Raw genomic sequence first — 26252 nt, forward strand, 5'->3', positions numbered from 1 at the left:
CCGGCCGTGGGGGAGCGACGCCGCCCGGTCGCGGCACCGACCGCGCTCGGCGCCGCCGGGTCGGTGCTGCTGACCGGCGGCGCCTGGGCGGTGGTGCTCCGCCCCGGGTCGACGGTGGCGCTCGGCGCCGCGGTGGCCGGGACGGGGCTGGTCGTCGTGGCCTGGCTGCTGCTGGTGCGCGCTCCGGTGCTTCCGGTGCAGGCGGTGCGGGCGCTGCTCGCCTGGGCCACGCCACTGCTCGTCGCACCGCCGCTGTTCTCCCGCGACGTGTACAGCTACCTCGCCCAGGGGATGGTCGCGCTCGGCGGCGCCGACCCGCACCGGACCGGTCCGGCGGCCGGGCTGCCCGCCGGGTCGCCGGTCCTCGCGCGGGTCGACGGCTACTGGAGGGAGACGCCGTCGCCGTACGGGCCGGTGACCGACCTGTGGCAGAAGGCGGTCGCCGCCGTCGCCGGGGACGGGGTGGTCGCCGGGGTGGCGGCGTACCGGCTGCTCGCCGTCGTCGCGGTGGTGGGGATCGGGTGGGCCGTGCTGCGCCTGGCCCGTGCCCACGGGATCCCACCGGGGACGGCGCTGGCGTGGGGGGTCGCGAACCCGCTGGTGCTCTGGCACGTCGTCGGCGGGATGCACAACGACGGCCCGATGCTCGCGCTGCTGCTCGTGGGCCTCGCCGTCGGGCTGCGCGGGCCGTGGGCGGCGCTCGCCGCGGGCGCCGCGCTCGTCGTGCTGGGGGCGTTGGTGAAGGCCCCCGCGGCGGCCGGGCTCGTGGTCCTGGCGGTCGCCGCGGCCCGGTCCGCGCCCGGCCGTACCCGCCGGTGGGGGGCGGTCGTACTGGTCGCGGGGGTGGCCGCGGCGGTCGCGGTCGCGGTGTCGGCCGTCGACGCCGGCGGGGGGAGCTGGCTCGGCGCGGTCTCCGCTCCCGGGCAGCTGTTCAGCTGGATGGCGCCCACCAACTGGGCCGCGGCGGTCGCGGGCGTGCTCGGCGCCGACCCGGTCACGGCACTGACGGCGACGCGGACCGCCGGGACGCTGCTCGCCGCGCTCCTCGCCGCCGGGGTGCTCGTCGCACAGGCCCGCGGCCGGACCGGTGCGACGACGGCGCTCGGCCTGGTGCTCGGCGCCGTCGTCGTGCTCGGGCCGGTGCTGCACCCGTGGTACCTGCTGTGGGCGCTGGCCCCGCTGGCCTGCGTGCCGCTCCCGCCGCGGCCGCGGGCGGCGCTGACGGGCGTCGTGGTGCTGTTCGCGGTGCTGGTGCCGCCGCTCGCGGGGGACTTCTCCGGGCGGCCGATGCAGCTCGTCGCCGCCTACGCGGGCGCGCTGCTCGTCGTCGCGGTGGTGGGGTCGGTGGCCGCCGGGACCCGCGCGCGGGCCCGCGCCGCGGCCGGATCATGCTGACCGTGTGGTGAAGGCACTCGCGCTGCGGATCGCGGCGGTCGTCGTCGGCGGGGTGCTGCTGCACCTGGCGTTCCCGCCGCGCACCGTGTGGTGGACCGCGATCGTGGCGTTCGCGCTGCTCTGGTGGGCCCTGTCCGGGGTCCGGGTGCGCCGCGCCGCCTGGCTGGGTGCGGTGTTCGGGTTCGCCTTCTACCTGGCGCACCTGATGTGGATCCAGGACTTCCTCGGCCGCGACTACGGCCCGTTCCCGTGGGTGGGGCTGTCGCTGGTCATGGCGGGGTTCCCGGCGCTCGGCGGTGCGCTCGTCGCCCTCGCCGCCCGGCTGCCCGCCGCGCCGGTGTGGGGTGCGCTGGCCTTCGCCGCGCAGGAGTGGCTGCAGAGCCGGTTCCCGCTCAACGGCTTCCCCTGGGGCCGGGTCGCATTCGGGCAGGTCGAGGGGCCGTTCCTACCGCTCGCCGCGATCGGTGGGGCCCCGCTGGTGTCGGTCGCGGTGGTCGCGGCCGGGTTCTGCGTGGCGGCGTTCCTGCAGCGTCCCCGCCGGGTCGTCGGCCTCGTCCCGGTCGTGGCGGTCGTGCTCGTGCTGCTCGCGGTGCCGACCCCGCCCGTCGACGCGCAGGACGGCACCCGCACCGTCGCGGTCGTGCAGGGCAACGCCCCCGACATCGGGCTCGGCCTGTTCGACGCCGGTCGGACCCTGCGCGCGAACAGCCTCGCCGAGACCTCCGTGCTGATCGACCGCGTCCGGTCCGGCGCGGTCGGTCGGCCCGACCTCGTCGTGTGGCCGGAGAGCTCGCTGTCGACCGACGGTGTCGACCCGGCGGTCGACCGGGTCGTCGACGCGCTCGGCGTGCCGTTCCTGGTCGGCACCAACTACAGGGCGGGCGCGACCGACACCGAGAACGCGGTGGCCGTCTGGAACCCGGGGACCGGGGTGGGGGAGCGCTACGCCAAGCAGGAGCTCGTGCCGTTCGGCGAGCGCATCCCGCTGCGGGCGGTCACGCAGTACCTGACCCCGTTCGTCGCGCTGGCCGACTTCACCCCCGGTACGGCGCCCGCGGTGCTGCCCGTCGCGGGCACCCGGGTGGCGACGGCGATCTGTTACGAGACCGCCTACGACCACGTGCTGCGCGACGGCGTCGCCGACGGCGGTTCGCTGCTGGTCATCCCGACGAACAACGCCTGGTACGGGCGGGGCGAGATGACCTGGCAGCACCTCGCGATGTCACGGCTGCGGGCCGTCGAGCACGGGCGGGCCGCGGTCGTCGCGGCGCTGTCCGGGGCGAGTGCGGTGATCCGGCCCGACGGCTCCGTCGTCGCCGAGACCGGGCTGTACGCCGCGGACACCCTGGTCGAACAGGTGCCGCTGCGCACCGACCTGACGTTCGCGACCCGCTGGGGGGCGTGGTTCGAGCACGGTCTGGCGCTCGCTGGGCTGCTCGCGGCGGCCGCCGGGTTCGGATGGCGACGCCGGCGGGCGGGCGTCCGGTGACCGTGGCGGCGGGCCCGGCGCGGCTGTGGGTGGGGCCCTGCTGGGCCGTCCATCTGGGGCCGATGCTCGGACTCGACGCACACCGGGGTGCGGTGGCGTGCCTCGCGGTCGGTGTCGACGACGACCTGACCGTGCGGGTCGACGGTGCGCCGGACCGCACGGCGCGGACGCTGCTGGTCCCGGCCGGACTGCGCCACCGCATCACCGGCGGCGCGCACCGGGCGGCCTTCGTGTTCCTCGAGCCCGGTCGCGGGCCCGCCGGGATCGTGACCGGGCACCCGGCCGAGCCCGACCTCGTCGCCTGCGCGGTCGACGGCGACGGGCCGGGGCTGCGGCGGATCCTGGTCGACAGCGGTACGGCGCCGGGGGCCCGCGCCGAGCCCGACGCCCGCATCGCGCGGGCGATCGCGGCCCTGCACCGGCCCGGCGGCCCGGACCTGCCGACCGGTGACCTCGCGGCGGCGGCCGGGCTGTCGCCGGGCCACTTCGCGCGCCTGTTCACCCGGCAGACGGGGGCAGGCCTGCGGGCCTACCGCAGGTGGGCGCGGATGCGGATCGTCGCGGGCGTCGTGCGCGACGGCGGGGACCTCACCCGGGCCGCGGCCGACGCCGGTTTCGCGACGCCGTCGCACCTCGGGCCGGCGTTCCGCCGGATGTTCGGCCTGCCGCCCGGGCGGCTCCTCCGGTCGGGGCTCGACATCCGGGTCGTGCCCGGTCAGGTCGCGGCGACGACGACCAGCGCCCCGGCCGCGACCGTCTCGACCAGGCCGTAGAACCAGATCGGGTAGAACGCGGTGGGCCGGTCGACCAGCCGGGACAGCACGCGCCCGACGGCCATCCCGCCGAGCGCGAAGGCGACGGTGAGCACCACACCGATGCGGAGCCCGGGGACGGCGAGGGCCAGCCCGAGCACGGCCGCGATCGCCAGGCCGAATCCGCCGTAGACGGCGCGCACCTCCGACCTGCTCTCCGGGCCGTCGGCCACCAGCCCGAACGGCCGGACCAGCGCGGCCGGCGCGGCCAGCGCGTACCCGCCCATGAGCAGGAAGAAGATGCCGACCACGACGACGACCACGATCATCGCTCCTCCGTCTCGGTGCTCCTCCGGCGGCGACCGGAGGCTCGTCAGGACGTGGGCGAGCCTGCCGGGAACGGGAGCGGTCCGCCGTCACGGATCTGCGCGATCCGGGGCGGTGCCGGGTCAGCCGGTCAGCGCGCGGCGCATGACCACCCGCGGGAACCCGCCGGACACCCCGGTGGTCGCCGCGGCGAACGTGAACCCGCCCGCCTCGAACAACGCGCGGGTGCCGACGTAGGCCATCGTCAGGTCGACCCGGGCGCCCCGGTTGTCCACCGGGTAGCCCTCGACGGCCGGCGCCCCCTGGTCCCGGGCGTATGCGACGGCTCCGGCGAGCAGGGCCCGCGCGATGCCGCGGCCCCGGTGCCCGGCGCGGACCCGGAAGCACCACACCGACCAGACCGGGAGGTCGTCGACGTGCGGGATGGTGCGGGAGCGGGCGAACGGCAGCTCGGAGCGTGGCGCGACGGCGGCCCAGCCGACCGGTTCGCCGTCGTCGTGGGCGACGACGCCGGGTGCGACCGCGCGGGTCGTCAGCTCCCGCACGTACTCGCCCCGGGCCCGGCCGGTCAGGGCGCGGTGCGTCGCCGCGGGCAGGCGGTGCGAGAGACACCAGCAGACCGACGCGTCGGGGTCGCGCTTCGGACCCAGCAGGGTCGCGAGGTCGTCGAACGAGGTGGCCGGACCGACGACGAGGGGCACCGGCGCAGGCTAGTCGGGGAACGCCTCGGCGAGCATCCGGTGTCCGTGGGCCTCGAACGGCTCGTCGCCGACCTGGAGGGCCCAGGTCACGGTGCCGACGGCCTCGGCGACCCATTCCCGGCGCCACGGGCCGGGCTCGCGCGGGTCGCCGCCGTAGCCGTCGTGGTGGGCCGTCTCCAGCGCCGGGTCCCACCGGAACTGGCAGGCCGCGAGACGCACCAGGTCGGTGGACGCCGGGCGCAGTGCCGCCCGGCCCAGGTCGATCACGGCGACGACCCCGTCGTGCACCAGCCAGTTGCGCGGGTGCCAGTCGCCGTGGGTGGGGACGAGCCGGGCCGCCGGTGTCGGCCAGCCGGCCACCTCCGCCCGGAGCCGCGCGAGGAGCCCGGGGGCGATGCGGTGCGGACGCCCGAGCCTGGTCAGGACGGTGTCGCGCAGCCGGGCGCCGTACCCCTCGTCGACGACGGCGGGCCGGTCGTGCAGCAGCGCCAGCAGCTCGCCGGCGCCGCGGTAGGTCGACGCCTCGTGCTCGGCGGGGGTGTCCTGCACCAGGGCCCCGGGCAGGTAGCGGGTGACCAGGAGCTTCGCGTCGGCGTCGGCGTGGCGCAGCTCCGGCGCGCGGCCGCGGGCGACGAGCGGGGCCAGCCACTCGCGGTGGGCGCGCAGCTCACGGGCGATGTGGGTGTCGGCGTCGTCGCCGGCCTTCACGATGAGGTCGGCACCGGCGTGGCGGATCTGCAGCACGGTGGTCCCGACCAGACCCCAGCCGTGGTCGGCGACGACCTCGTGTCCGGGTAACCGGTCCGCCAACAGCGCGGTCTGGCGGGCGGACAGCGGCACTCCGCCACGCTAGCGGCCCGGAGACGCCGATGGCGGCATCCCGCGTGGGGATGCCGCCATCGGACGGAGGAACAGTGCCCGGCCGCACGGCCGGGCGGGGGTGTCAGCGGGGGGACACCGAGGAGGCCTGCGGGCCCTTGGCGCCCTGGGTGACCTCGTAGGACACGGCCTGGTTCTCCTGGAGCTCCTTGAAGCCCGAGCCCTCGATGGCCGAGTAGTGGACGAACACGTCGGCGCCGCCGTCCTCGGGGGCGATGAAGCCGAAGCCCTTCTCGGCGTTGAACCACTTCACGGTTCCGTTGGTCATGGTGACTCCTTGTCATGCAGCTTTCGGACGGAACAACCACGTCGTGCGGCTGCCCGGGTCAGAGGAATTCCCAGACGGCAGCCAGCTTCAGCTACACCAAAGACAGCGGATCCGCCCGCATCATCATTCTGCGAGCGCGCTTGAGACACGAAACTCAGAACTACGGTGACCGAGGAGGACGCTACCGCAGGGCCCGGTGTCGGCCAAACAGCCGTCCGCCCCGAGACGCTCCCGCGGCCGTTCCGGGGGGTCACGACCTGCTGATCGTCATGCTCGGCGTGACTCTGATCACTGGACGGGCGCCGCCCCGGCACGGTCGGTGCCGGGGCGACGACCCGTCGGGGTGTGGTCAGGCGTCGGCGGCGGCCCGCTGGCGCACCGCGATGGGTGCCCCGGCGAGGTCCTCCTCGTTGCACATCAGCTTGAGCTCGTAGTACGCCGCCTCGGACGCCTCGTTGTAGTCGAGGTGGATGGCGATCACGTCGACCGGCTCACCCAGCCAGGACTGGGTCTCCCGCAGCCACTGCGCGGCGCGCTCCAGTGCGGTCGGGAGGTCGTTGTCGCGGAACTGGACCGGGCGGAACGGTACGTCCTGGATCCCGTCGAGCTGGTGCGCCGGGCGGGGGAGGCCACCGGCCAGTCCCGCGTCGTCGAGATCGAGCGCTACCGGGTTCTCACTCATCCCGTCAGGATCGCGCATCACACCCCGTCGTCGCACCCCACCGTGCCCGGTGTGTCGTCAACGACCCGGTGGCCGGCTGTGGTCCTCGGCGAGCCGTCCCAGGTTCAGCAGCTGCCGCCGGGCCATCACGAGGTCGCCGACCGACACCAGCGGCGCGAGCGCGCGGGTGCCGCCTTGAGCAGCAGGCGGGTCGTGTCCGCCCCCTGCGGCGCGAGGACGTAGGACATGACGGCGCCCAGGACGCTGCCGGTGAGCTGCACCCCGGGGTCGACCGAGAGGATCCGGCCGATCCGCCGTCCGCCGGTCGCGGTGAAGGTGTCCCCGACCTGCGGTTCCGGAAGTCCCACGAGCTCCCGCGGGGATCGGCGTCCGAGGTTGTCGACCCAGTCGTAGGAGTACGGGGCGAGCCGGATCTGGGCGACCCACGGCCAGACGGCGGCGGCCGGCGCGGCGACGGAGACGCCCCGCCACGCCTGCAGCGTGGGGGCCGGGACCAACTCGTCGCACGGGTAGGGGCGGGCGGTCTCGGCGTCGCTCACGCCCCAGCGGTCACCGATCACGGGTCCATCGTGCACCCGGAGGCCGCCCGCTACCGGGAGGAGGTCGCCCCGTTCCAGTCGACGAGCTGGACGACGACACCGTTGGGGTCGCGGACCTGGAAGGCCCGTTCGCCCCACTCCTCGGTGGTCAGCGGCATGGTGATCGCGACACCCTCGGCGACGAGGCGCGACAGCTCGCCCTCCAGGTCGTCGACGGTGAACGCGAGGATCTGGCCGGCCGCGTGGACGTCGCGCTGGTCGTCCGGGAGCGTCGCCAGGCCGCGCCGCAGATAGATCACGTTCATGCCGACGTCGTCGCGGGTGAGCGAGGCGAACCCGTCCGCCGCCATGGCGACCTCGAACCCGAAGTGCTCGGTCAGGAAGGAACGTGACGCGGCGACGTCCTCGACGTTCAGTGAGACAGCGGAGGCGGTGATGTGCATGGGGCTCCTCGATTCTGTACGGCGTACATTGTACAGCGTACGCGAAGGGATGGAGGAGAATCGTCCCGTGGCTCCCACGCGAACGAACGCCGGCGACCCGGACCGCACACTCGCCCTCCTCTGGCGCGATCCCGCGGCCGTCCCGCGCCGCGGACCGCGGCAGTCGCTCTCGCTGGACCGGGTCGTGGAGGTGGCCGTCGCCCTGGCCGACCGGGACGGTCTGCCCGCCCTCAGCATGCGCAAGGTCGCCGATGCGCTCGGTGTCTCCACGATGACGACCTACACCTACGTGCCGGGCAAGGCCGAGCTGCTGGACCTGATGCTCGACGCGGCCTACCGCGGGATGCCGATGCCCGACCTCACCGGCCGGCCGTGGCGTGACCGCATCACCTCGCTCGCCGACGGCAACCGCGCGTTCCACCGGGCGCACCGGTGGGCGGCGACCGTCTCCACGCACCGGCCGTCCCTCGGGCCCGGCCAGATGGCGAAGTACGAGTACGAGCTGCACGCCTTCGACGGCCTGGGGCTGTCGGACCTGGACCGGGACAGCGCGCTCTCGCACCTGCTGGCCTTCGTCCGGCAGCACGCCCTCGCGGAGCAGGAGGCGCGTGACGCCGCCCTGCTGTCGTCCCAGACCGACGAGCAGTGGTGGGCGGTCAACGCGCCGCTGCTCGGGCGCGTGCTGGACCCGGAGGTCTTCCCGCTGGCGGTGCGGGTCGGCTCCGCGGTGGGCGCGGCCCAGGGGAGCGCCTGGGACGCGGACCGGGCGTGGGAGTACGGCCTCGCGCGGACCCTGGACGGGTTCGCGGGGCTCGTCGGGGCGTAGTCCCGACCGGGACACGACGAAGGCCCAGGTCCGCCGGACCTGGGCCTTCGTGTTGTCGGGGTGACAGGATTTGAACCTGCGACCTCTTCGTCCCGAACGAAGCGCGCTACCAAGCTGCGCCACACCCCGATGGACACCCGGGTCTCCCCGTGAGCCGTGGAGAACTCTACCCGATGCCCTCCGAGGCCTGCGCGGGGGTTCCCGTCCGCGCATCGGGGCCGGTCGTGCGGGGGACGAGGGTCAGCAGCGAGGCCTCCGGCGGGCACGCGAAGCGCACCGGCGCGTACGGCGAGGTGCCCAGCCCGGCCGACACGTGCAGCCGCATCCGGCTGCCCCAGCGGCTCGCCCCGCGGGCCCGGGACCGGTCGATCCCGCAGTTGGTGACGAGCGCGCCGTAGCCGGGGAGCCGCAGCTGGCCGCCGTGGGTGTGCCCGGCGAGGACGAGGTCGTAGCCGTCGGCGGCGAAGCCGTCGAGCACCCGCGGCTCGGGGGAGTGGGTCAGCCCGATGCGCAGGTCGGCGTCGGCGTCGTGGCCGGCGATGCGCGGGTAGCGGTCCAGGTTCAGGTGCGGGTCGTCGACGCCCGCGATCCGGACCGTCCGGCCGTCGACCTCGAGCACGTGCCGGGCGTGGGTGGCGTCGACCCAGCCGTGCTCGCGGAACGCGGCGCGCAGGTCGGTCCAGGGCAGGTCCGCCCCGTGCACCCGCTTCGTGTCCCCGCGGCGCAGGTAGCGGGCCGGGTTCTTCGGGGTGGGGCCGTAGTAGTCGTTGCTGCCGAACACGAACGCGCCCGGCCGCTCCAGCAGCCTCCCCAGCGCGGTCAGCACGCCCGGGACGGCGTCGGGGTGCGCCAGGTTGTCCCCGCTGTCGATCACCAGGTGCGGGTCGAGCTCGTCCAGCGCAGCGATCCACCGGATCTTGCTGCGCTGGCCCGGCGTCAGGTGGAAGTCCGACAGGTGCAGGATCCGCAGCGGCCGCGCACCCTCGTCGAGGACGGGCAGCTCGACCCGGCGCAGCGTCCAGTGCCGCCGCTCGATCCCCGCCGCGTACCCGATGCCCGACGCTCCGAGCAGGGCGGCGCCGGCGGCGGTACGGGCGAGGGTCCCGGCGATACTCACGCGATCCAGCCTACGTCGCGGGACTATCGTGGCGACCCGTGAGCACCCTCAAGGAGCAGCTGCGGGCCGACCTGACCACCGCGATGAAGGCCAGGGACGAGCTGGTCCGGACGACCCTGCGATCCGTCCTGACCTCGATCGGCAACGCCGAGGTGGCCGGTGACACGGCCCGGGAGCTCTCCGATGACGAGGTCCGCGCGGTCATCACCAAGGAGACCAAGCGGCGCGCCGAGTCCGCCCAGGCCTTCGCCGACGGCGGCCGCCCCGAGTCCGCCGACCGTGAGCGCGCCGAGGGCGAGGTCCTCGCCCGGTATCTGCCGACCCAGCTCGACGACGACGAGGTGGCCGCCCTGGCGACCGCCGCCGTCGCCGAGGTGGAGTCCGAGACCGGGGAGAAGCCCGGCATGAAGCAGATGGGCCAGGTCATGAAGAAGGCGAACGCCGCCGCGGCGGGCCGCGCCGAGGGCGGCCGCGTCGCCGCCGCCGTGAAGAAGGCCCTCGCCGCGGGCTGACCGGCCCCGCCGACGCGACGGGTCCCGCACCGGTTCATCCGGATCGGGGCCCGTCGTCGTCACCGGTCTCAGGTCGTCGGGGTCTTGCGCGTCCGGGTCCCGGTCGACTTCGTCGGCGTGGTCTTGGCCGCGGTGCTGCGGGTCGTCGTCTTCTTCGCCGCGGCGGTGCGGGTCCCGGTCTTGGCTGCGGTGCCCTTGGCCGCCGTGCTCTTCGACGCCGTGCTCTTCGACGCCGCAGGCTTGCGGGTCGTCGTCTTCTTCGCCGGGGCCTTCGCCCGCCGCTCCGCGAGCAGCTCGGAGGCCCGCTCGTCGGTGATCTCCTCGACCGAGTCGCCCTTGCGCAGGCTGGCGTTGGTCTCGCCGTCGGTGACGTAGGGGCCGAACCGGCCGTCCTTGATCACCATCTTCTTCTTCGTCGAGGCGTCCTCGCCCAGCTCGCGCAGCGGCGGCGCCGCGGCGGCGCGGCCCCGCTGCTTGGGCTGCTTGTAGATCTCCAGGGCCTCCTCCAGGGTGACCGTGAAGAGCTGCTCCTCGCCGGAGAGCGACCGCGAGTCCGTGCCCTTCTTCAGGTACGGGCCGTAGCGGCCGTTCTGCGCGGTGATCTCGTCACCGGAGTCCGGGTCCGTGCCGACGATCCGCGGCAGCGACAGCAGCCGCAGCGCGTCCTCGAGGGTGATGGTGTCGACCGTCATCGACTTGAACAGCGAGCCGGTGCGCGGCTTCGGCTTGGCCGGCTTCTTCTTGGCGCCCTCGGGCACCTCGGGCTCGGGCAGGAGCTCGGTGACGTAGGGGCCGAAGCGGCCCTCCTTCGCCACGATCTCGTGGCCGGTGACCGGGTCGGTGCCCAGCTTGCGGCCCTCCTGCGGCACCGAGAACAGCTTCTCGGCGATCTCCTCGGACAGCTCGTCCGGGGCCAGGTCGTCGGGCAGGTTCGCGCGCTGGGACTCGCCGTCGACGATCCGCTCCAGGTACGGGCCGTAGCGCCCCACCCGGACGACGACGTCGTTGCCCGCCGCGTCGGCGAACATCGGGATCGAGTTCACCGTGCGGGCGTCGATCTCCTCGAGGTTCGACCCGACGAGCTTCTTCAGCCCACCGGCCCGGGCGATCTCCGAGCCGCTGCTCGCGCCGTCGGTGCCGAAGTAGAACCCGGACAGCCAGTGCACGCGGGAGTCGTCACCGGAGGCGATGGAATCGAGGTCGTCCTCCATCGCGGCCGTGAAGTCGTAGTCGACGAGCTGGCCGAAGTGCTGCTCCATCAGCCCGACGACGGCGAACGCCACCCACGACGGGACGAGTGCGGAGCCCTTCTTCCAGACGTAGCCGCGGTCGAGGATCGTCTTGATCGTCGACGCGTACGTCGACGGCCGACCGATCCCCATCTCCTCCATCGCCTTGACCAGCGCGGGCTCGGTGAACCGCGACGGCGGGCTGGTGGAGTGCCCGTCGGGCACCAGCTCGGTGGCGGTCAGCGGCTGGCCCTCGGTCAGCTCGGGCAGCCGGGACTCGGCGTCGTCGGCCTGCTGGCCCGAGGCCTCGTCGTCGAGGGTCTCGACGTAGGCCTTGAGGAAGCCGGGGAAGGTGATCGTGCGGCCGGAGGACGCGAACACGACCTTCTCGCCGGTCCCCGCGGTGCCCGCGATCCGGACGCTCACGGTGGTCCCGCGGGCGTCGTTCATCTGCGAGGCGATGGTCCGCTGCCAGATCATCTCGTACAGGCGGAAGTCGTCGCCGTCGACCTCGCGGGCGATGGCACCCGGGGTCCGGAAGGTCTCGCCGGCGGGACGGATGGCCTCGTGGGCCTCCTGGGCGTTCTTCACCTTGCGCGTGTACTGGCGCGGCGAGTCCGCGACGTAGGCGTCGCCGTACAGCTCACGGGCCTGCGAGCGGGCCGCCTCAATGGCCGTCGCCGACAGCGTCGTCGAGTCCGTACGCATGTAGGTGATGTAGCCGTTCTCGTACAGACGCTGCGCGCTGCGCATCGTGCGCTCGGAGGAGAACCGCAGCTTGCGGCCCGCCTCCTGCTGCAGCGTCGAGGTCATGAACGGCGGGTACGGCTTGCGCGTGTAGGGCTTGGAGTCGACCGACGCGACCTCCATCGGACGGTCCTGCAGCCCCTCGGCGAGGCGGCGCGCCTCGGCCTCGTTCAGGGTGACGACCTCCGCGGAGCCCTTCTTCAGCTGCCCGAGCGAGTCGAAGTCGCGGCCGGTGGCGACGCGCTTGTCGTCGACCTGCAGCAGCCGCGCACCGAATGAGCGCGGGGTGGCCTTCTCCCCGGCGTCGAGGGTCGCGGCGATGTCCCAGTACTCCGCGGAGCGGAACGCGATGCGGTCCCGCTCGCGCTGCACGATCAGCCGGGTCGCGACCGACTGGACGCGGCCCGCCGACAGCTTCGGCATGACCTTCTTCCACAGCACGGGGGAGACCTCGTAGCCGTAGAGGCGGTCCAGGATGCGACGGGTCTCCTGCGCGTCGACGAGGTGCTGGTCGAGCTCGCGGGTGTTCTCGGCGGCCGCGCGGATCGCCGACTCGGTGATCTCGTGGAAGACCATCCGCCGGACCGGGACCTTCGGCTGGAGGGTCTCCAGCAGGTGCCAGGCGATGGCCTCGCCCTCACGGTCGGGGTCCGTCGCGAGCAGGAGCTCGTCGACGGTCTTCAGCGCCTCGCGCAGCTCCGAGACGGTGCTGCGCTTCTCCGGCGTGACGATGTAGAGCGGGCTGAACTGGTTGTCGACGTCGACGCCGAGCCGCGCCCAGGACTCGCCCTTGTACTTGGCCGGGACGTCCGCCGCGCCGCGCGGCAGATCACGGATGTGACCGACCGAGGACTCGACGACGTAGTCGTTGCCCAGGTAGGGCTGGATCTTCTTCGCCTTGCTGGGGGACTCGACGATCACCAGGCGGCGCGTCGGGCGGCCGGATGCGTTCGCCGTCGAGGTCGGCTTGCGCGTGCTGCCCCCCGACGTGCGTGCCGAACCCGTCGTTCCCGTTGTCGCTGCTGCCACGTGGTCCTACCTCATCTCCTCGGCTGCGTCGCGGTCCCTGCGACGTCGTAGCCGTTTCCCGACCCCGCACTGTTACACCGTGCGGTCCCGGAGCGTGCCGGGACGGTTGCGCTGAGCGTCTTCTCCGGGGTCGACGATCGCACGATCTCACACCGTCGTCGCCCCGTGTCGTGGCTCGTGCCACTGGGAGCGGGCGAGTCGCCAGCGTAGACCCGGCCGTGGTTCGGCAGGTCAGGCGGCCGGTCGGCCGTGGTGCCGGGGCCACTCGGTCGGGCTCGTCATCCGCGGCGCGGGGCCCACCAGTTCCACCAGTCGGGCCAGTCGGCGCGCTCCGTGCAGACGCAACGCCGGGCCGGGCGCGCCGTGTTCCCCCGGGGCGAGCCGTGCCGGGGGAAGGCCGGCCCGGGTGGCGGCGGCGATCAGCGGGCCGTGCGTCCACGGGGCCTGCGGGTCGAGCAGCAGCAGGTGCCCGCCCCGCAGGTCGGGGGTGCCTGCGGAGAGCGCCCACAGCCGGAGTGTGGCGCCGTCGAGCTGGAAGTCCGGCGGGATCCGCTTGCGACCGTCCGGCGTGCACCAGGCGCGGGCCAGCGGGACCAGGTCGCGCCGGAACGCGCTGCGCATCCCGGACGCGCCGGGGGCGAGGGTGACGCCGCGGGCCGCCGCCAGCGCGGCCAGCGCCGTCTCGCGCCCCTGAATCGGCAGCGGGACGTCGAACCGGGCCGTGTCACCGGCGCCGAACCGCTCGATCCGCCCGGGCCCGCAGAGCAGCCCGGCCAGGTCGGTCAGCCCGGCCGGCCGGGCCTCCGCGGAAAACAGCGACATCTGCGGCACCCGCGAAGCATAGAACGCATGTTCGAGCTTGCCCAGCAGGGAGCGCCGGACGGGTGACGCGGCGGGTCAGGCGGGACCGTTGATCTTCTTGAGGGCGACGCACTTCGGCGCGGTCGCGAACGCCTTGTCCAGCCGCGGGGTGGGGCCGATCTTGTCCAGGCCCTGGGCACCGGAGATCGTCCGCAGCTTCTGCTGGGCGCCGTCGAGCTTGCCCTTGAAGCCCTGGACGTCGTTCGGGTCGATCGCGTCGACGTCCTTCTTGGCCTGGGCGATCGTCGTGCCGGACCGGTCGAGCATGTCGCGCACCGCGGTCGCCCACGCGTCGCCGCCGCTCACCGGGGACTCGCCGGCCGCGGTCAGCTGCTTCTTGCCGGTGTCGATGCCGGCCGCGACCTTGCCGAGGTACTCCGACAGCCGCGTCTTGATGCCGGCGAGGTCGGCGCCGTCGTAGTTCGGCGGGGTGTTGAGCGGCTGGTAGTAGGCCAGGGTCGCGCCGCAGACCTTGTCGCCCCAGGCGACCGGGTCGGCGCCGGCGCCCGCGGTCGGCCGCGGAGCCGGGTCCGCCGCGGGGGTGCCGGCCACGCTCGACGCGCAGCCGCCGGCCAGGAGCGCGGCGAGCAGGGTGGGGAGCAGGACCCGGGCGGTTCGCGCCGGGCGGGGGGTGGCCATCGTCGGGCTCCAGGGTCGGGGCCCGTCGGGGCCCGGGGCACGGACAGTGGTCGACGGTAGGACGCCGTCGCCGGTCAGCTGCTTCCACCCTCCCCGGTTGGCCCGTTCGGAGCAGCGGCGGGTGCGCCGGGCGGTGGTGTGGCGCGGGCCTGCTCCGCCGACCGGGTGAGATCTGTGCAGGTTGTCGAGGCCCGGAACGCCGAGGCGATCGCCGGGTTGCCGGTGACCTCGTCGAGGGGTCCGGTGGTGCCGCCGAGGCGGGCGAGCGGCTCCAGCGCGGCGGGCAGGTCGCGCTGCACCGCGGCCGGGTCGGCCGGGTCGATGGCGTCGACCCGCGAACGCGCCCCGGAGAACGCCGAGCGGATCTCGCCGAGCCCGCCCTGGAGCCGTGCGGAGAGGGCCTCGCCGTCGTCGACGGGGGCCGGGCCGAGCCGGTCCAGGTCGCCCAGCGCGCCGTCGGCGGCCTGGGTGGTGCGGGTCAGGTAGTCCGAGAGGGCCCGCAGCCGCTGCGCGGGGTCCGGGGTCTCGCCGGGGGTGTCGACGGCGGTGCGGACGAAGGGCAGCACGGCCGCGCACATCGACTCGGTCCACTGCTCGACGGTCGGCCCGGAGGGGCCGCAGCCCGCCAGCAGGACGGCCGGGGCGACGAGGAGTCCGGCGAGACCTCGCGATGTCCGCATCGCTCCTCCGTCGGGGTGATCACTGCCGTCCGGCGGAGAGTATCCGAATCGTCCCGCGACGCAGGACGACCGCCCGTCCCGATGGGACGAGCGGCCGCCGTGGTCCTGCGAGGTGTCGGTCAGCCGACCGAGCTCTCGGCCGGGGTGTCGGTGATCGCCGAGGTGCGACGCTTCGAGACCACCACCGCGGCCGCGATGATCACCACGGCGACGATCGCGATGACGATCCGGATCACCGGGTTGGCGTCGGGGGTGGACAGCACCACGACCGCCGGGGCGATCAGCACCGAGACCAGGTTCATGACCTTGATCAGCGGGTTGATCGCGGGGCCCGCGGTGTCCTTGAACGGGTCGCCGACGGTGTCGCCGATGATCGTCGCCTCGTGGGCGTCGGAACCCTTGCCGCCGTGGTTGCCGTCCTCGACGAGCTTCTTGGCGTTGTCCCAGGCGCCGCCCGAGTTGGCCAGGAAGATCGCCATCAGGACACCGGTCGCGATGGCACCGGCCAGGTAGCCGGCCAGCGGGCCGACACCGAGACCGAACCCGACCGCGATCGGGGCGAAGATGGCGAGCAGACCGGGGGTGGCCAGCTCGCGCAGCGAGTCCCGGGTGCAGATGTCGACGACGCGGCCGTACTCCGGGCGCTCGGTGCGGTCCATGATCCCGGGGTGCTCGCGGAACTGGCGGCGCACCTCGTAGACCACCGCGCCCGCGGCGCGGGTCACCGCGTTCACCGCGAGGCCGGAGAACATGAAGACCACCGAGGCGCCGATGATCACACCGACCAGGGTGTTCGGGCTGAACACCTCGTAGGCGAAGGCCGTCCCGGCGTCCTGCGCGGCGATGTTCACCCCGGCCAGGGCCTGGCTGATCGCGTCGCGGTAGGAGCCGAACAGCGCCGTCGCGGCGAGCACCGCGGTGGCGATCGCGATGCCCTTGGTGATCGCCTTGGTGGTGTTCCCGACCGCGTCGAGCTCGGTGAGGATGTCGACGCCCTCGCCCTCGACGTCACCGGACATCTCCGCGATGCCCTGGGCGTTGTCCGAGACCGGGCCGAAGGTGTCCATCGCGACGATGACACCGACCGTGGTCAGCAGGCCGGTACCGGCCAGCGCGACCGCGAACAGCGACACGACGATCGAGCCGGACAGCAGGAACGCGCCGTAGACGGCCGCGGAGATGACGAGGGCGGTGTAGACGGCGGACTCGAAGCCGATCGAGATGCCGGACAGGATCACGGTGGCCGCGCCGGTCAGCGAGGACTCGCCGACGTCCTTGACCGGACGGTCCTCGGTGCCGGTGTAGTAGCCGGTCAGCTTGAGGATGACCGCGGCCAGCACGATGCCGATGACGACCGCGATCGAGGCGATCAGGCGCGGGTCGCCGGCGAGGCCGACGACGCTGGTGTCGGTCGGGTTCAGCAGCTCGCCGAAGGTGCCCGGGAGGTAGACGTAGGCGGCGACGATCGACAGCACCCCGGCGAACAGCGCCGAGAGGTAGAAGCTGCGGTTGATCGCGCGCAGGGTGTTCTCCCCGGCGCGGGCCTTGGTCAGGTAGACGCCGAGGATCGCGGTGATCACGCCGATCGCGGGGACGATCAGCGGGAACAGCAGTCCCTGCAGACCGAACGCCGCGGTGCCGAGGATCAGCGCGGCGACCAGGGTCACCGCGTAGGACTCGAACAGGTCGGCGGCCATGCCGGCGCAGTCGCCGACGTTGTCGCCCACGTTGTCGGCGATGGTGGCCGCGTTGCGGGGGTCGTCCTCGGGGATGCCCTGCTCGACCTTGCCGACCAGGTCGGCGCCGACGTCGGCGGCCTTGGTGAAGATGCCGCCGCCGACCCGCATGAACATCGCGAGCAGTGCCGCGCCGAAGCCGAAGCCCTCCAGGACGCGGGGCGCCTGGCCGGCGTAGACGAGCACGACGATCGCGGCCCCGAAGAGGCCGAGGCCGACGGTGAACATGCCGACGACGCCGCCGGTGCGGAACGCGATGCGGGTCGCCTTCTCCCGGCCGCCCGTCTCGCGCGAGGCGGCTGCGACCCGGATGTTCGCGCGCGTCGCGAGCCACATGCCCAGGTAGCCGATGATCGCGGAGAAGACCGCGCCGACGACGAAGAAGATCGACCGGCCGATGCGTTCGCCGAGGTCCTCGGCGGGGAGCGCGAAGAGCAGGACGAACACGATCGCGGCGAAGATCGCGAGCGTGCGGAACTGACGGTTGAGGTACGCCGTGGCGCCTTCCTGGACCGCGCGGCCGATCTCCTGCATGTTCGGGGTGCCCTCGCCGTAGGAGAGCACCTCCCGCAACAGGAGACCGCCGACGACCAGGGCGACGAGGGCGACCACCGCGACCACGCCGACGATGGCGAGGTCCCCGCCGCCGAGCTCGAGGCCCTGGGCGAGGTAGGTGGGCTGGGACATCCGTGTCCTCCCGGTGGAAAGGATCCGGCCGGCGAGGTCCCCGGCGGCCGGGACGGGCCGGTGTGGCTCGACCCGTCCTGGCGGCGACGGCCTCGTCGGCGTCGACTGGGCCCGGGCGGCGTCCACCGGTGACCGGGCTGGTGCAGTCTAGGAGTGTGGTGCATCCCTCAGTGCGATTGGGATCACAAGACGTAACGAACTGGCAAAAGTGATCAATCCCACACGATGTTGCGACGCAATCGGGGAACCTGCAGAACAACTGCGGTGCAACGACTTCCGCGATCCGACCGGCTGCGGGCCGGCGGTTCGGGTCGGCCACCGGGAGCGACGGCGGAGCGTTCGAACATCTGTGCCATCGTGGTCGGTCGTGGGAGCGACGGCGGAGAGCACGCAGGGCCCGGACGGGTCGCAGCGCGGGGTGGAGCTGCTGCGTCGCGTGCTGGCGGGCTCGGGGCTCGACCCGGCCCGTGCCGACACCACGTGGGCGTCCGGTGCCGCCGACACGGACGCGCCGGGGCCGGGGCCGGGTGCCGGGACGTTCGCCGCGCAGGACGGCTTCGACGGTCCTGACGGTCTCCTCGGTTCCGACCGTTCTCACGAATCCCGCGGCTCCGTCGACGACGGGGTCGGCGCCGTCGACGACCCGCTGCGGCACGTCGTGCGGATCCCGGCGCGGGCCGGGAACCCGGTCGACTGGCCGGGCTGGACGCCCGAGCCGCTGCGCACGGCCTGGGCGGCCCGCGGCGTGACCCGCCCGTGGTCGCACCAGGCGCAGGGTGCGGAGCTGGTGCACTCCGGCGCCGACGTCGTCGTCGCGACGGGGACGGCGTCGGGGAAGTCGCTGGTCTACCAGCTGCCGGTGCTCGCCGGGCTGGCCGAGGACCCGCGGGCCACGGCGCTGTACCTCGCCCCGACCAAGGCACTCGCGGCCGACCAGCTGCGGTCCCTCGACGGGCTCGCCCCGGACGGGGTCCGGCCCGCCGCGTTCGACGGCGACACCCCCATGGACCAGCGTGACTGGGTCCGCAGGCACTGCCGGTGGGTGTTCTCCAACCCGGACATGCTGCACCGGTCGATCCTTCCCCGGCACGGACGCTGGACGACCTTCCTCCGCCGGCTGCGCTACGTCGTGGTCGACGAGTGCCACACCTACCGGGGGGTGTTCGGCTCGCACGTGGCGCTGCTGCTGCGCCGGCTGCTGCGCCTCGCCGCGCGCTACGGCGCGCGTCCCGTGATCGTGCTCGCGTCGGCGACGGTGGCCCGCCCGGAGGAGTTCGCGTCCCGGCTGACCGGACGCGGCGTCGTCGCCGTCACCGAGGACGGGTCCCCGCACGCCGGGCGCACCGTCGCGTTCTGGGAGCCGCCGCTGCTCGCCGAGATCACCGGGGAGAACGGGGCGCCGGTCCGCCGCTCGGCCGGGGCCGAGGTCGCCCGGATGCTCGCCGACCTCGTCCTGACCGACGCCCGCACCCTGGCGTTCGTCCGGTCCCGGCGGGCCGCCGAGCTCACCGCGCTCGGTGCGAAGCGCCAGGTCGCCGAGATCGCTCCGGAGCTGGCCGCGCGGGTGGCCGCCTACCGCGGCGGCTACCTGCCCGAGGAACGCCGCGCGCTGGAGGCCGACCTGATGTCGGGCGAGCTGCTCGGGGTCGCGACCACCAACGCGCTCGAGCTCGGCGTCGACATCTCCGGGCTCGACGCCGTGGTGCAGGCCGGTTTCCCGGGCACCCGCGCGTCGTTCTGGCAGCAGGCCGGGCGCGCCGGACGGGCCGCCGACGAGGCGCTCGTCGTGCTCGTCGCCCGCGACGACCCGCTCGACACCTACCTCGTGCACCACCCGCGCTCGCTGATCGGGGCGCCCGTGGAGAGCTGCGTGCTCAATCCGGTCAACCCGTACGTGCTCGCGCCGCAGCTGGCGTGCGCGGCCGCGGAGATGCCACTGACCACGGTCGACGTCGAGGAGATCTTCGGGGGAGCCCCCGCGGTGGAGGTCCTCGACGCCCTGGTCGACGAGGGCGTGCTGCGCCGACGACCGCACGGCTGGTTCTGGCCCGACACCGGCGACGCCCCCGCCGCGCACGTCGACATCCGGGGCTCCGGGCTCGGGCAGGTCGCCGTGGTGGAGGCGGCGACCGGGCGGATGCTCGGCACCGTCGACGGCGGCTCGGCCCCGGGCACGATCCACTCCGGTGCGGTGTACCTGCACCGCGGCGACAGTTTCGTCGTCGACGAGCTCGACCTCGACGACGGCGTCGCGCTCGTCCACGCCGAGGACCCGGACTGGCGCACCGAGGCCCAGTCGGTCTCCGACGTCACCGTGCTCGAGGTGATGGAGCACCGCCGGTACGGACCGGTGCAGGTCTGCTTCGGCGCGACCACGGTGACCAGCCAGGTCGTCGCCTACCGGCGACGCACCCCGGACGGGACGGTGCTCGACCAGACGGCGCTGGACCTGCCGCCGCAGAGCCTGGACACCCGCTCGGTCTGGTACACGATCGACCCCGACGCGCTCGCCGACGCCGCCATCGACGAGGCACGCCTCCCCGGCGCACTGCACGCCGCCGAGCACGCCGCGATCGGTCTGCTCCCGCTGTTCGCGATCTGCGACCGCTGGGACATCGGCGGCCTGTCCACCGCGCTGCACCCCGACACCGGGCTCCCGACGGTGTTCGTGCACGACGGGCACCCGGGCGGCGCGGGCCTGGCCGAACGCGGCCACGAGGTGCTGGGGCGGTGGCTGGCGGCGACCCGCGCCGCGGTCCGGGACTGTGAGTGCCGCACGGGCTGCCCGTCCTGCGTGCAGTCCCCGAAGTGCGGCAACGGCAACAACCCGCTGGACAAGACGGGGGCGGTGCAGGTGCTGGACCTGGTCCTCGCCGCGCTGGAAGGCGGTGCCCCGACCGGTTCGCGATGATCGCGGAACCGGACGGGGTACCACCGGCCCGCCCGTCGGGGGCGGGGGCGGGCCGGTGGCAACCACGTGCGACGACATCGGACGGGGGCGCCAGGGGCGCTCCGACGTCGTCGCTGTCTGGGGAGCGTGGTCTTCGTGGCGGGAGCGGACCGGACCCTGCCCGTCCCTGCGACTCCCAGTAGGCCCGAGTGTCGCGACGGTGACCAGATGCGGGCCGCGCGACGTCGGTGATCGGTCAGGCCCCCACGACGAAACGCGGTCGCGCTGGGACGTTCGTCGTAAGCACTCGTGATGACGGTGTGCTCCGGGGTTCGCCGTCCGTTCATCCGGGGGCGTGGACCGCTCACCGAGATCGTGATCACGTCCGGGGGAGTTCACGACGGCTCCGCGGTGGGGCCGGAACCGTCCACGGTCCCGCTCGCCGGGGGCGGGCCGGTGTCCACGGGAGCCGGGCCTGCACGTGCCCTCGCCCGCGCGGGACCGCGCGGCGGGAGCAGTCCCGACCAGGCGACCCGGGTCTCGACCAGGGCGTCCCAGCCGTCGAGGCGGCAGGTCAGGAGCTCGGCGCCGTTGCGGTCGGCCAGGTCGGCGGCACGGGCGCAGGCGGCGGCCGTGCCGTCCACCGACCGGCCGGCGGCCGCGAGCGCGGACAGGTCCGCGGCGGCGGAGGCGACGTGCCGGGCGCGGGTGGCGGCGGCCAGGTCGACGCCGACGATGCCGACGAGCAGCAGCACCGCCGCCGCCGTCGCGGCCCACACCGAGGCGACGCCCGCATCGTCGCCCCGGCGCGGAGGGGCCGGGCGGCTCATGACGCGCCGCCGGGCGGGGCCGACCCGGCTGTGACGCCGGACCGGGCCGCCTGGGCCCCGGACCGGGCCGCGCCGGTCGCGACGCCGGGTTCGACCGCGGCGCTCGCGGTGCCGCTGATCGTGACCGGCAGCAGCCCGACCGGCCGGACCCGCACCGTCACGACGACGAGATCGCCGTCGAGACGCAGCTCCGGTTCGGCCCCGGCCGGGGCCAGCTGCGCGGCCACGGCCCGGCCCCGTTCGGTGTCGCCCCGTGCGGCCTGGCGGGCCAGCTCGCGGGCGGCGTCGGTGCAGCGGACCCCGGCCGCCACCGCGGCGACGGCTCCGACCGCCGCCGCGGTGACCGCGACCAGGGTGCCGAGCGCCAGCGCCGCCTCGACGGTGACCGCACCGTCGTCCTCCGCCGGGGAACTCGCCAGGCCGTTCGTGGCGCCGACGGCTGCACCCCGGGCGACGGTGCGGCGACCGCCGCGGCCGGTGCGGTGGGGGTCAGAGCGTCGTGGACAGCGCACGTTGCACGATCCCGGTGAGGGCGGCGAGGACGTCGCCGCCGCTGACGATCGCGTAGAGGAGCGCGGCGAACGCCGCAGCCGCGACGGTGCCGACGGCGTACTCGACGGTGGACATGCCGTCGTCGTCGGAGGCGAGTGCGTGCAGCCGGCGGTGCAGCTGGGAACGGGTGGGGGTCATCGGTGTCTCCTTCGTCGGGGGCCCGCGGGGTGCGGACCCGGTCGCCGCGCGGCGGTGGTCACCACCGCGCGAACGCCTCCCCGGCCAGCCCGATCACGACCGGCACGATGCCGAGGACCAGGAAGGCGGGCAGGAAGCAGAGCCCCAGCGGGGCGGTGATGCGGACCGCGGCGCGCTGCGCCCGCTCCTCGGCGAGGTCCGCCAGACCGGCGCGCAGCCGGGCCGCCTCCGCCGCGGCGGAGCGTCCGAGGGCGGCACCGGTACGGGCCGACCGGCCCGCCGCGCGGGCGAACCCGGCGAGCTCGGGGACCGGGGCGGCGGCGGCCCAGGCGTCGTCGGGGTCGGCGCCCAGGGCGAGCAGGCCCGCGACCCGGCGCAGCGCCTCACCGGCCGGGCCGTCGAGCCGCCGGGCCGCGGCTCCGACGGCGTCCGCGACGGCGAGACCGGCGGCCAGACACGTCGCCAGGAGGTCCCAGGCGGCGGCCAGGTCCGCGGAGTCCACCGGCGCGGCCGGCCCGCGGGCCGCCCGCCGGGCGAGCCACAGCAGCCCGCCGCCCGTCGCCGCGCCGACGACCGCGCCACCCGCCCCGCCGAGGGCTCCGCCGAGTGCGGCCCCGGCGGGGACCAGCAGTGCGAGGACCGCCGTGCGGGGCGGCGCCGCGGCCGCAGCCGTGCCGACGACGGCACGCAGCCCGCGCAGCCGTCCCGGCCCGGGACGCCCGCCGCCGACGGCCAGGGCGAGCGCGGCGAGCCCGAGCGCGGCCGCGGTCACGTCGGCACCGCCGCACGCAGGATCCGGTCGGCCCACGCCGCCCCGGCGACCGTGAGGACGGCCCCCGTCAGCAGCAGCGCCGGCCCGTGCAGGCCGGTGCGCAGCACGGTCAGCGGCGCGATACCCATGAGCTGCCCGAGACCGATCCCGGCCAACGGCAACCCGGTCAGCACCGACGCCGTCGCCCGGGGTCCGGCCAGCTGGGCCCGCACCCGGGCGCCGTGCGCGATCCGCCAGCGGATGTCGTCGAGCAGCCCGGTGAGCAGGTCGGCGAGCGGGGCGCCGTGGGTGTCGGCGAGCTCCCAGGCCGCTGCGACCCGTTCGACGTCGCGCCGGGCGGGCCCCCGCGCCGTCCGGCGCAGTGCCTCCGGTACCGGTTCACCGATCCGCGCGGCGACGGCCGCCGGCTCGAGCAGCACGCGGGCGAGCGGCCCGTCGTGCACGTGTCCGGCCAGTGCGGCCGCGGGGTGCGCGCCGGTGCGCAGCTCGTCGGTGATCCGGGCGAGCGCGTCGGCGAGCTCGGCCGCCGTCGACCCGGCCCGTTCCGCGGCGCGGCGTGCGGCGACCCGGCGCCGCGCACTCCAGGCCACCCCCGCTGCGCACACCGCACCGGCGGGGCCCAGGAGCAGCCACCCCAGCGGCGCGGCGAGCAGGGGCAACGGCGGGGCGAGCAGCCGGGCCGTCGGGAGGCCGGCCGCGGTGCCGGTCAGGGCCCGCCACCGGGACCGGCCCGGGGCCGCAGGCAGTGCCAGCACCGCCAGCGCGAGCAGGGTGGGGACCGCCACGCCCTGCGCTGTCCCGGGCAGTGTGCTCAGCACGGCACACCGACCCCGCGCTCGCGCAGCAGCGTGGCGAGCTCGTCGCGGCCCGGTCCGGCCCCGCCGCCGCGGCTCCAGGCGGCGGTGACGCGGGGGGTGCCGTCGTCGGAGCGGCCCAGCACGCCGATCTCGTCGAGCGTCCGGCCGGCGCCGGGGCGGCGTCGCATGTGCAGTACGACCTGGACGGCCGCGGTCAGCTGCCCGTCGAGCGCGGCGGGGGACATGCCGCCGAGCCCGGCGAGCGCGCGCATCCGGGCCGGGATCTCGCGGACCGAGTTGGCGTGCACGGTGCAGCCGCCGCCGTCGTGACCGGTGTTCATCGCGGCCAGCAGGTCGCACACCTCGGCGCCGCGGACCTCGCCGACGACCAGCCGGTCCGGACGCATCCGCAACGCCTGACGCACCAGCTCGCGCAGCGGCACGCCACCCGAGCCCTCGATGTTCGACGGCCGGGCGACCAGCCGCACGACGTGTGGATGGCGCGGCGAGAGCTCCTCGGCGTCCTCGACGGTGATGAGCCGCTCGCCCGGGTCGACCGCGCCCAGCAGCGCATTGAGCAGCGTGGTCTTGCCACTGCCCGTCCCACCGGCCACGAGCACGGCCAGCCGGGCGGCGACGATCGCGCGCAGCAGGGCCTCGCCGGTCGCGTCGAGGGTGCCGGTCCGCCGGAGGGCGGCCAGGTCGTGTCCGGCGGGGCGCAGCACCCGCAGCGAGATCGCGGTCCCGGCGGCCGCCACCGGTGGGAGGACGGCATGCAGCCGGACCCCGGCGTCGGGGAGTCTGCCGTCGACGCAGGGACTCGCGTCGTCGAGCCTGCGGCCCGCGGCGAGCGCCAGGCGCTGGGCGAGCCGCCGGACCGCGGCCTCGTCGGTGAAGGTGATGCCGGTGCGGCGCAGCCCGTCGCCGCGGTCGACCCAGACGGCGTCGGGCGCGGTGACCAGCACGTCGGTGGTCGCCGGGTCGCGCAGCAGCGCGTCGAGCGGGCCCGCTCCGGTGAACTCCTGGCGCAGGGTGCGGAGCGCGGCGAGGACGTCCAGATCGGATGCGACCCCACCGGACTCGGCCCGCACCGCCGCGGCGACGGCGGCCGGCCCGGTCTCGCCGCCGGCGTCGGCCAGCCGGGCCCGCACCCGGTCGACCAGCGGGTTCACGACGCCACCCGCCGGGGGCCGGCCGAGCCGGAGAGGCGCTCGTGCACGGCCCGGGCCGCGGTGGCGAGCGGGCCCCGCCCGGAGCCGGGGGTCCGCCCCCGTTCGAGGGCACCGGCGAGGTCGCGCTCCGGGCGCATGGTCGTGAGCAGCGCCAGCCCGAGGGAGGCAACGACCTCGTCGGGGGTGATGCCGCCGGGGGACGGCCCGCGCACGACCAGCTCCACGGCCCGGGCGTGTTCGGCGAGCACGTCGGCGACCCGGGCGGCCGCGGCGCAGGACCGCAGCCCGGCGGGGACCACCAGGACGGTCAGGTCGGCGGTGCCGAGAGCGGTGAGTGCGGCGTCGGTGGGGTAGCGGGGCAGGTCGCACACGACGGTGCCGCCCGCGCGACGCCCGGCGTCGAGGACCGCGGTGACCGCGGCCGGCTCGGGGCCGTGCGGGGAGCGCGCGCAGGACAGCACCGACAACGCGGTGCGCCCGGACCCGGCCCGCGGCAGCGCGGCGTGCAGCGACGCGGCGCGCACCCGGCCGTCGCCGACCGACAGCTCCGGCCAGCGCAGCCCGGCCTCCTGCTCCAGACCGACCATCAGGTCGAGGCCGCCGCCGAGCGGGTCGCAGTCGACCAGCAGCGCGGACTCCCCGGCCCGCGCGGAGGTCAGCGCGACGGCGGTGGCGAGCACCGAGGCGCCCGCCCCACCGCTGCCGCCGACCACGGCCAGCACCCGGCCGGCCCGCCCGTCGCCCGCCGCGCGCTCCCGGGCGTCGGCGAGGATCCCGGCCAGCCCGGCCTCGCCCTGGGGGAGCTGCACGACCCGGTCCGCGCCGAGGGTGACCGCGATCCGCCAGTCCTCCGCGGCGGGCTCGCCGGGGACGGTGATCACGACGCCGTCGCGGCGTGGGAAACCGGCCTCACCGCAGCGCCGGGCCCCGGCCCGGTCGAGCAGCACGACCGGTGCGCGGGCCCAGGCACGGCGGGCGTCGGCCGCGTCGACCGCGCGCTGGGCGTCCATGTCGGCTGCCGCGGCGAGCCGCAGCAGCGCGTCGAGCAGCTCGGGATCGTCGGCCACGATCAGGCAGCGCCGGTCCATCGCGTCGTCCTCCACACCGGCCCGCCGGTGCGGGCCCCGGTGTCGAGCGTGCGGTCCCGGGAGGGCCCTGCCGGCCCCGATCGCGGGCCTGTGGACAACGTGGTGGAAACGGCCCGACCTGTGGACAACCCACCGGTTCCGTCGGTGTCGTGCGGGAGGATGGAGCACGGGGGAGGGCCCTCGCGGGCGCGCCACGGAGGAGCAGAACCGGAGCGGCGGGGAGCGCACCGGGGAGGCGGGCGACCGACACGACCGTGTCGTCCGACCCCGGACGTAGGACGACCCCCGCCAGGGGGGATTGGCGGGGGCCGTCGGGCGGTTCAGCCCCGGGGGGTCGAGCTGAACCCGCTCGGACCACGTCCGAGCTCGGTCAACTGTAGCCGGAACATGCCGGTCGCGCCCATACTCCGGCCGTGGCCTGCGCCGACCGGTACCGGCGGCGATGTCGCTCTCGACCCCGACGAGGTGAACTGCG

General features: G+C 75.2%; 26 protein-coding genes and 1 tRNA gene. 6 read left to right on the top strand and 21 right to left on the bottom strand.

The features are described 5' to 3' along the window. Positions 1-6 precede the first annotated feature (6 nt). The 3 genes from mptB to MTO91_RS01735 all read left to right on the top strand — a co-directional run bounded on the left by mptB (position 7) and on the right by MTO91_RS01735 (position 3657). Entirely contained in the window at positions 7-1395 is a 1389-nt protein-coding gene (gene mptB / locus MTO91_RS01725) for a polyprenol phosphomannose-dependent alpha 1,6 mannosyltransferase MptB (protein ID WP_476653476.1), read from the top strand. A gap of 4 nt (positions 1396-1399) precedes the next feature. Continuing rightward, positions 1400-2884 (top strand): apolipoprotein N-acyltransferase, encoded by a 1485-nt coding sequence (gene lnt, locus MTO91_RS01730; protein ID WP_476653478.1) that lies wholly within the window; start codon positions 1400-1402, stop codon positions 2882-2884. A gap of 62 nt (positions 2885-2946) precedes the next feature. After that, positions 2947-3657 (top strand): helix-turn-helix domain-containing protein, encoded by a 711-nt coding sequence (locus tag MTO91_RS01735; protein WP_476653479.1) that lies wholly within the window; start codon positions 2947-2949, stop codon positions 3655-3657. Here MTO91_RS01735 and MTO91_RS01740 read toward each other — a convergent pair. The 7 genes from MTO91_RS01740 to MTO91_RS01770 all read right to left on the bottom strand — a co-directional run bounded on the left by MTO91_RS01740 (position 3600) and on the right by MTO91_RS01770 (position 7475). Then, entirely contained in the window at positions 3600-3965 is a 366-nt protein-coding gene (locus MTO91_RS01740) for a DUF4345 family protein (protein WP_357438601.1), read from the bottom strand. The two genes, MTO91_RS01735 and MTO91_RS01740, sit on opposite strands and share 58 nt — an antisense overlap. Positions 3966-4085: 120 nt before the next feature. Further along, positions 4086-4664 (bottom strand): GNAT family N-acetyltransferase, encoded by a 579-nt coding sequence (locus MTO91_RS01745; protein WP_178374809.1) that lies wholly within the window; start codon positions 4662-4664, stop codon positions 4086-4088. Between the two features lie 9 nt (positions 4665-4673). Further along, positions 4674-5504 (bottom strand): phosphotransferase, encoded by an 831-nt coding sequence (locus tag MTO91_RS01750; RefSeq protein ID WP_476653482.1) that lies wholly within the window; start codon positions 5502-5504, stop codon positions 4674-4676. Between the two features lie 103 nt (positions 5505-5607). Beyond that, positions 5608-5811 (bottom strand): cold-shock protein, encoded by a 204-nt coding sequence (locus MTO91_RS01755; protein ID WP_020627798.1) that lies wholly within the window; start codon positions 5809-5811, stop codon positions 5608-5610. Positions 5812-6160: 349 nt separating this feature from the next. Then, on the bottom strand, positions 6161-6493 hold the full coding sequence (locus MTO91_RS01760) for a hypothetical protein (protein WP_073575791.1): 333 nt from the start codon (positions 6491-6493) through the stop codon (positions 6161-6163). A 125-nt stretch (positions 6494-6618) separates the two neighbouring features. Beyond that, the gene (locus tag MTO91_RS01765; RefSeq protein WP_476653484.1) at positions 6619-7053 is read right to left on the bottom strand and encodes a polyketide cyclase; all 435 of its coding nucleotides are present in this window, start codon (positions 7051-7053) and stop codon (positions 6619-6621) included. Positions 7054-7082: 29 nt separating this feature from the next. After that, entirely contained in the window at positions 7083-7475 is a 393-nt protein-coding gene (locus MTO91_RS01770) for a VOC family protein (protein WP_224403785.1), read from the bottom strand. A gap of 67 nt (positions 7476-7542) precedes the next feature. Between MTO91_RS01770 and MTO91_RS01775 the strand changes: the two genes are divergently transcribed. Further along, positions 7543-8301: a TetR/AcrR family transcriptional regulator C-terminal domain-containing protein gene (locus MTO91_RS01775; protein WP_476653486.1), complete on the top strand. Its 759-nt coding sequence runs from the start codon at positions 7543-7545 to the stop codon at positions 8299-8301. A 55-nt stretch (positions 8302-8356) separates the two neighbouring features. Here the strand turns inward: MTO91_RS01775 and MTO91_RS01780 are convergent. Next, positions 8357-8430, bottom strand: a tRNA-Pro gene (locus MTO91_RS01780). Between the two features lie 37 nt (positions 8431-8467). Further along, positions 8468-9418 carry a metallophosphoesterase gene (locus MTO91_RS01785; protein WP_476653488.1) on the bottom strand — a complete coding sequence of 317 codons (951 nt, stop codon included), beginning with the start codon at positions 9416-9418 and terminating at the stop codon, positions 8468-8470. A gap of 38 nt (positions 9419-9456) precedes the next feature. Here MTO91_RS01785 and MTO91_RS01790 point away from each other — a divergent pair, with 38 nt between their 5' ends. After that, positions 9457-9930 carry a GatB/YqeY domain-containing protein gene (locus tag MTO91_RS01790; protein ID WP_178374803.1) on the top strand — a complete coding sequence of 158 codons (474 nt, stop codon included), beginning with the start codon at positions 9457-9459 and terminating at the stop codon, positions 9928-9930. Positions 9931-9998: 68 nt separating this feature from the next. Here MTO91_RS01790 and topA read toward each other — a convergent pair whose 3' ends face one another. The 5 genes from topA to MTO91_RS01815 form a co-directional block, all read right to left on the bottom strand. Next, positions 9999-12935: a type I DNA topoisomerase gene (topA, locus tag MTO91_RS01795; protein WP_476653489.1), complete on the bottom strand. Its 2937-nt coding sequence runs from the start codon at positions 12933-12935 to the stop codon at positions 9999-10001. A 231-nt stretch (positions 12936-13166) separates the two neighbouring features. Continuing rightward, entirely contained in the window at positions 13167-13757 is a 591-nt protein-coding gene (locus MTO91_RS01800; RefSeq protein ID WP_357438682.1) for a hypothetical protein, read from the bottom strand. Positions 13758-13832: 75 nt separating this feature from the next. Then, positions 13833-14435 (bottom strand): hypothetical protein, encoded by a 603-nt coding sequence (locus MTO91_RS01805; RefSeq protein ID WP_476653491.1) that lies wholly within the window; start codon positions 14433-14435, stop codon positions 13833-13835. Positions 14436-14509: 74 nt separating this feature from the next. Next, the gene (locus MTO91_RS01810; protein ID WP_251783083.1) at positions 14510-15115 is read right to left on the bottom strand and encodes a hypothetical protein; all 606 of its coding nucleotides are present in this window, start codon (positions 15113-15115) and stop codon (positions 14510-14512) included. 119 nt (positions 15116-15234) lie between these two features. Beyond that, the gene (locus MTO91_RS01815; protein ID WP_476653493.1) at positions 15235-17538 is read right to left on the bottom strand and encodes a sodium-translocating pyrophosphatase; all 2304 of its coding nucleotides are present in this window, start codon (positions 17536-17538) and stop codon (positions 15235-15237) included. A 367-nt stretch (positions 17539-17905) separates the two neighbouring features. Between MTO91_RS01815 and MTO91_RS01820 the strand changes: the two genes are divergently transcribed. Further along, complete coding sequence (locus tag MTO91_RS01820; RefSeq protein WP_405420095.1) at positions 17906-20449, top strand: DEAD/DEAH box helicase; 2544 nt, start codon at positions 17906-17908, stop codon at positions 20447-20449. 374 nt (positions 20450-20823) lie between these two features. On the opposite strand, the gene MTO91_RS01825 is transcribed toward MTO91_RS01820, so the two are convergent. From MTO91_RS01825 to ssd, 7 genes are read right to left on the bottom strand one after another with little or no spacing between them, the layout of a single operon-like run. Then, entirely contained in the window at positions 20824-21258 is a 435-nt protein-coding gene (locus MTO91_RS01825; protein WP_405420092.1) for an Rv3654c family TadE-like protein, read from the bottom strand. Beyond that, a complete protein-coding gene (locus MTO91_RS01830; protein WP_476653494.1) occupies positions 21255-21770 on the bottom strand; it encodes a TadE family type IV pilus minor pilin in 516 nt (171 codons plus the stop codon). The genes MTO91_RS01825 and MTO91_RS01830 overlap by 4 nt, the downstream gene beginning before the upstream one ends. After that, entirely contained in the window at positions 21748-21948 is a 201-nt protein-coding gene (locus tag MTO91_RS01835) for a DUF4244 domain-containing protein (RefSeq protein WP_208823421.1), read from the bottom strand. The genes MTO91_RS01830 and MTO91_RS01835 overlap by 23 nt, the downstream gene beginning before the upstream one ends. Positions 21949-22006: 58 nt before the next feature. Next, the gene (locus tag MTO91_RS01840; RefSeq protein ID WP_476653495.1) at positions 22007-22720 is read right to left on the bottom strand and encodes a type II secretion system F family protein; all 714 of its coding nucleotides are present in this window, start codon (positions 22718-22720) and stop codon (positions 22007-22009) included. Further along, complete coding sequence (locus MTO91_RS01845; protein ID WP_476653497.1) at positions 22717-23538, bottom strand: type II secretion system F family protein; 822 nt, start codon at positions 23536-23538, stop codon at positions 22717-22719. Before MTO91_RS01845 ends, MTO91_RS01840 begins: the two co-directional genes overlap by 4 nt. Beyond that, complete coding sequence (locus MTO91_RS01850) at positions 23532-24689, bottom strand: TadA family conjugal transfer-associated ATPase (protein WP_476653499.1); 1158 nt, start codon at positions 24687-24689, stop codon at positions 23532-23534. Before MTO91_RS01850 ends, MTO91_RS01845 begins: the two co-directional genes overlap by 7 nt. After that, a complete protein-coding gene (gene ssd, locus MTO91_RS01855; protein ID WP_405420078.1) occupies positions 24686-25777 on the bottom strand; it encodes a septum site-determining protein Ssd in 1092 nt (363 codons plus the stop codon). Before ssd ends, MTO91_RS01850 begins: the two co-directional genes overlap by 4 nt. Positions 25778-26252 lie beyond the last annotated feature (475 nt).

The organism is Pseudonocardia sp. 2-7, from assembly GCF_056341085.1.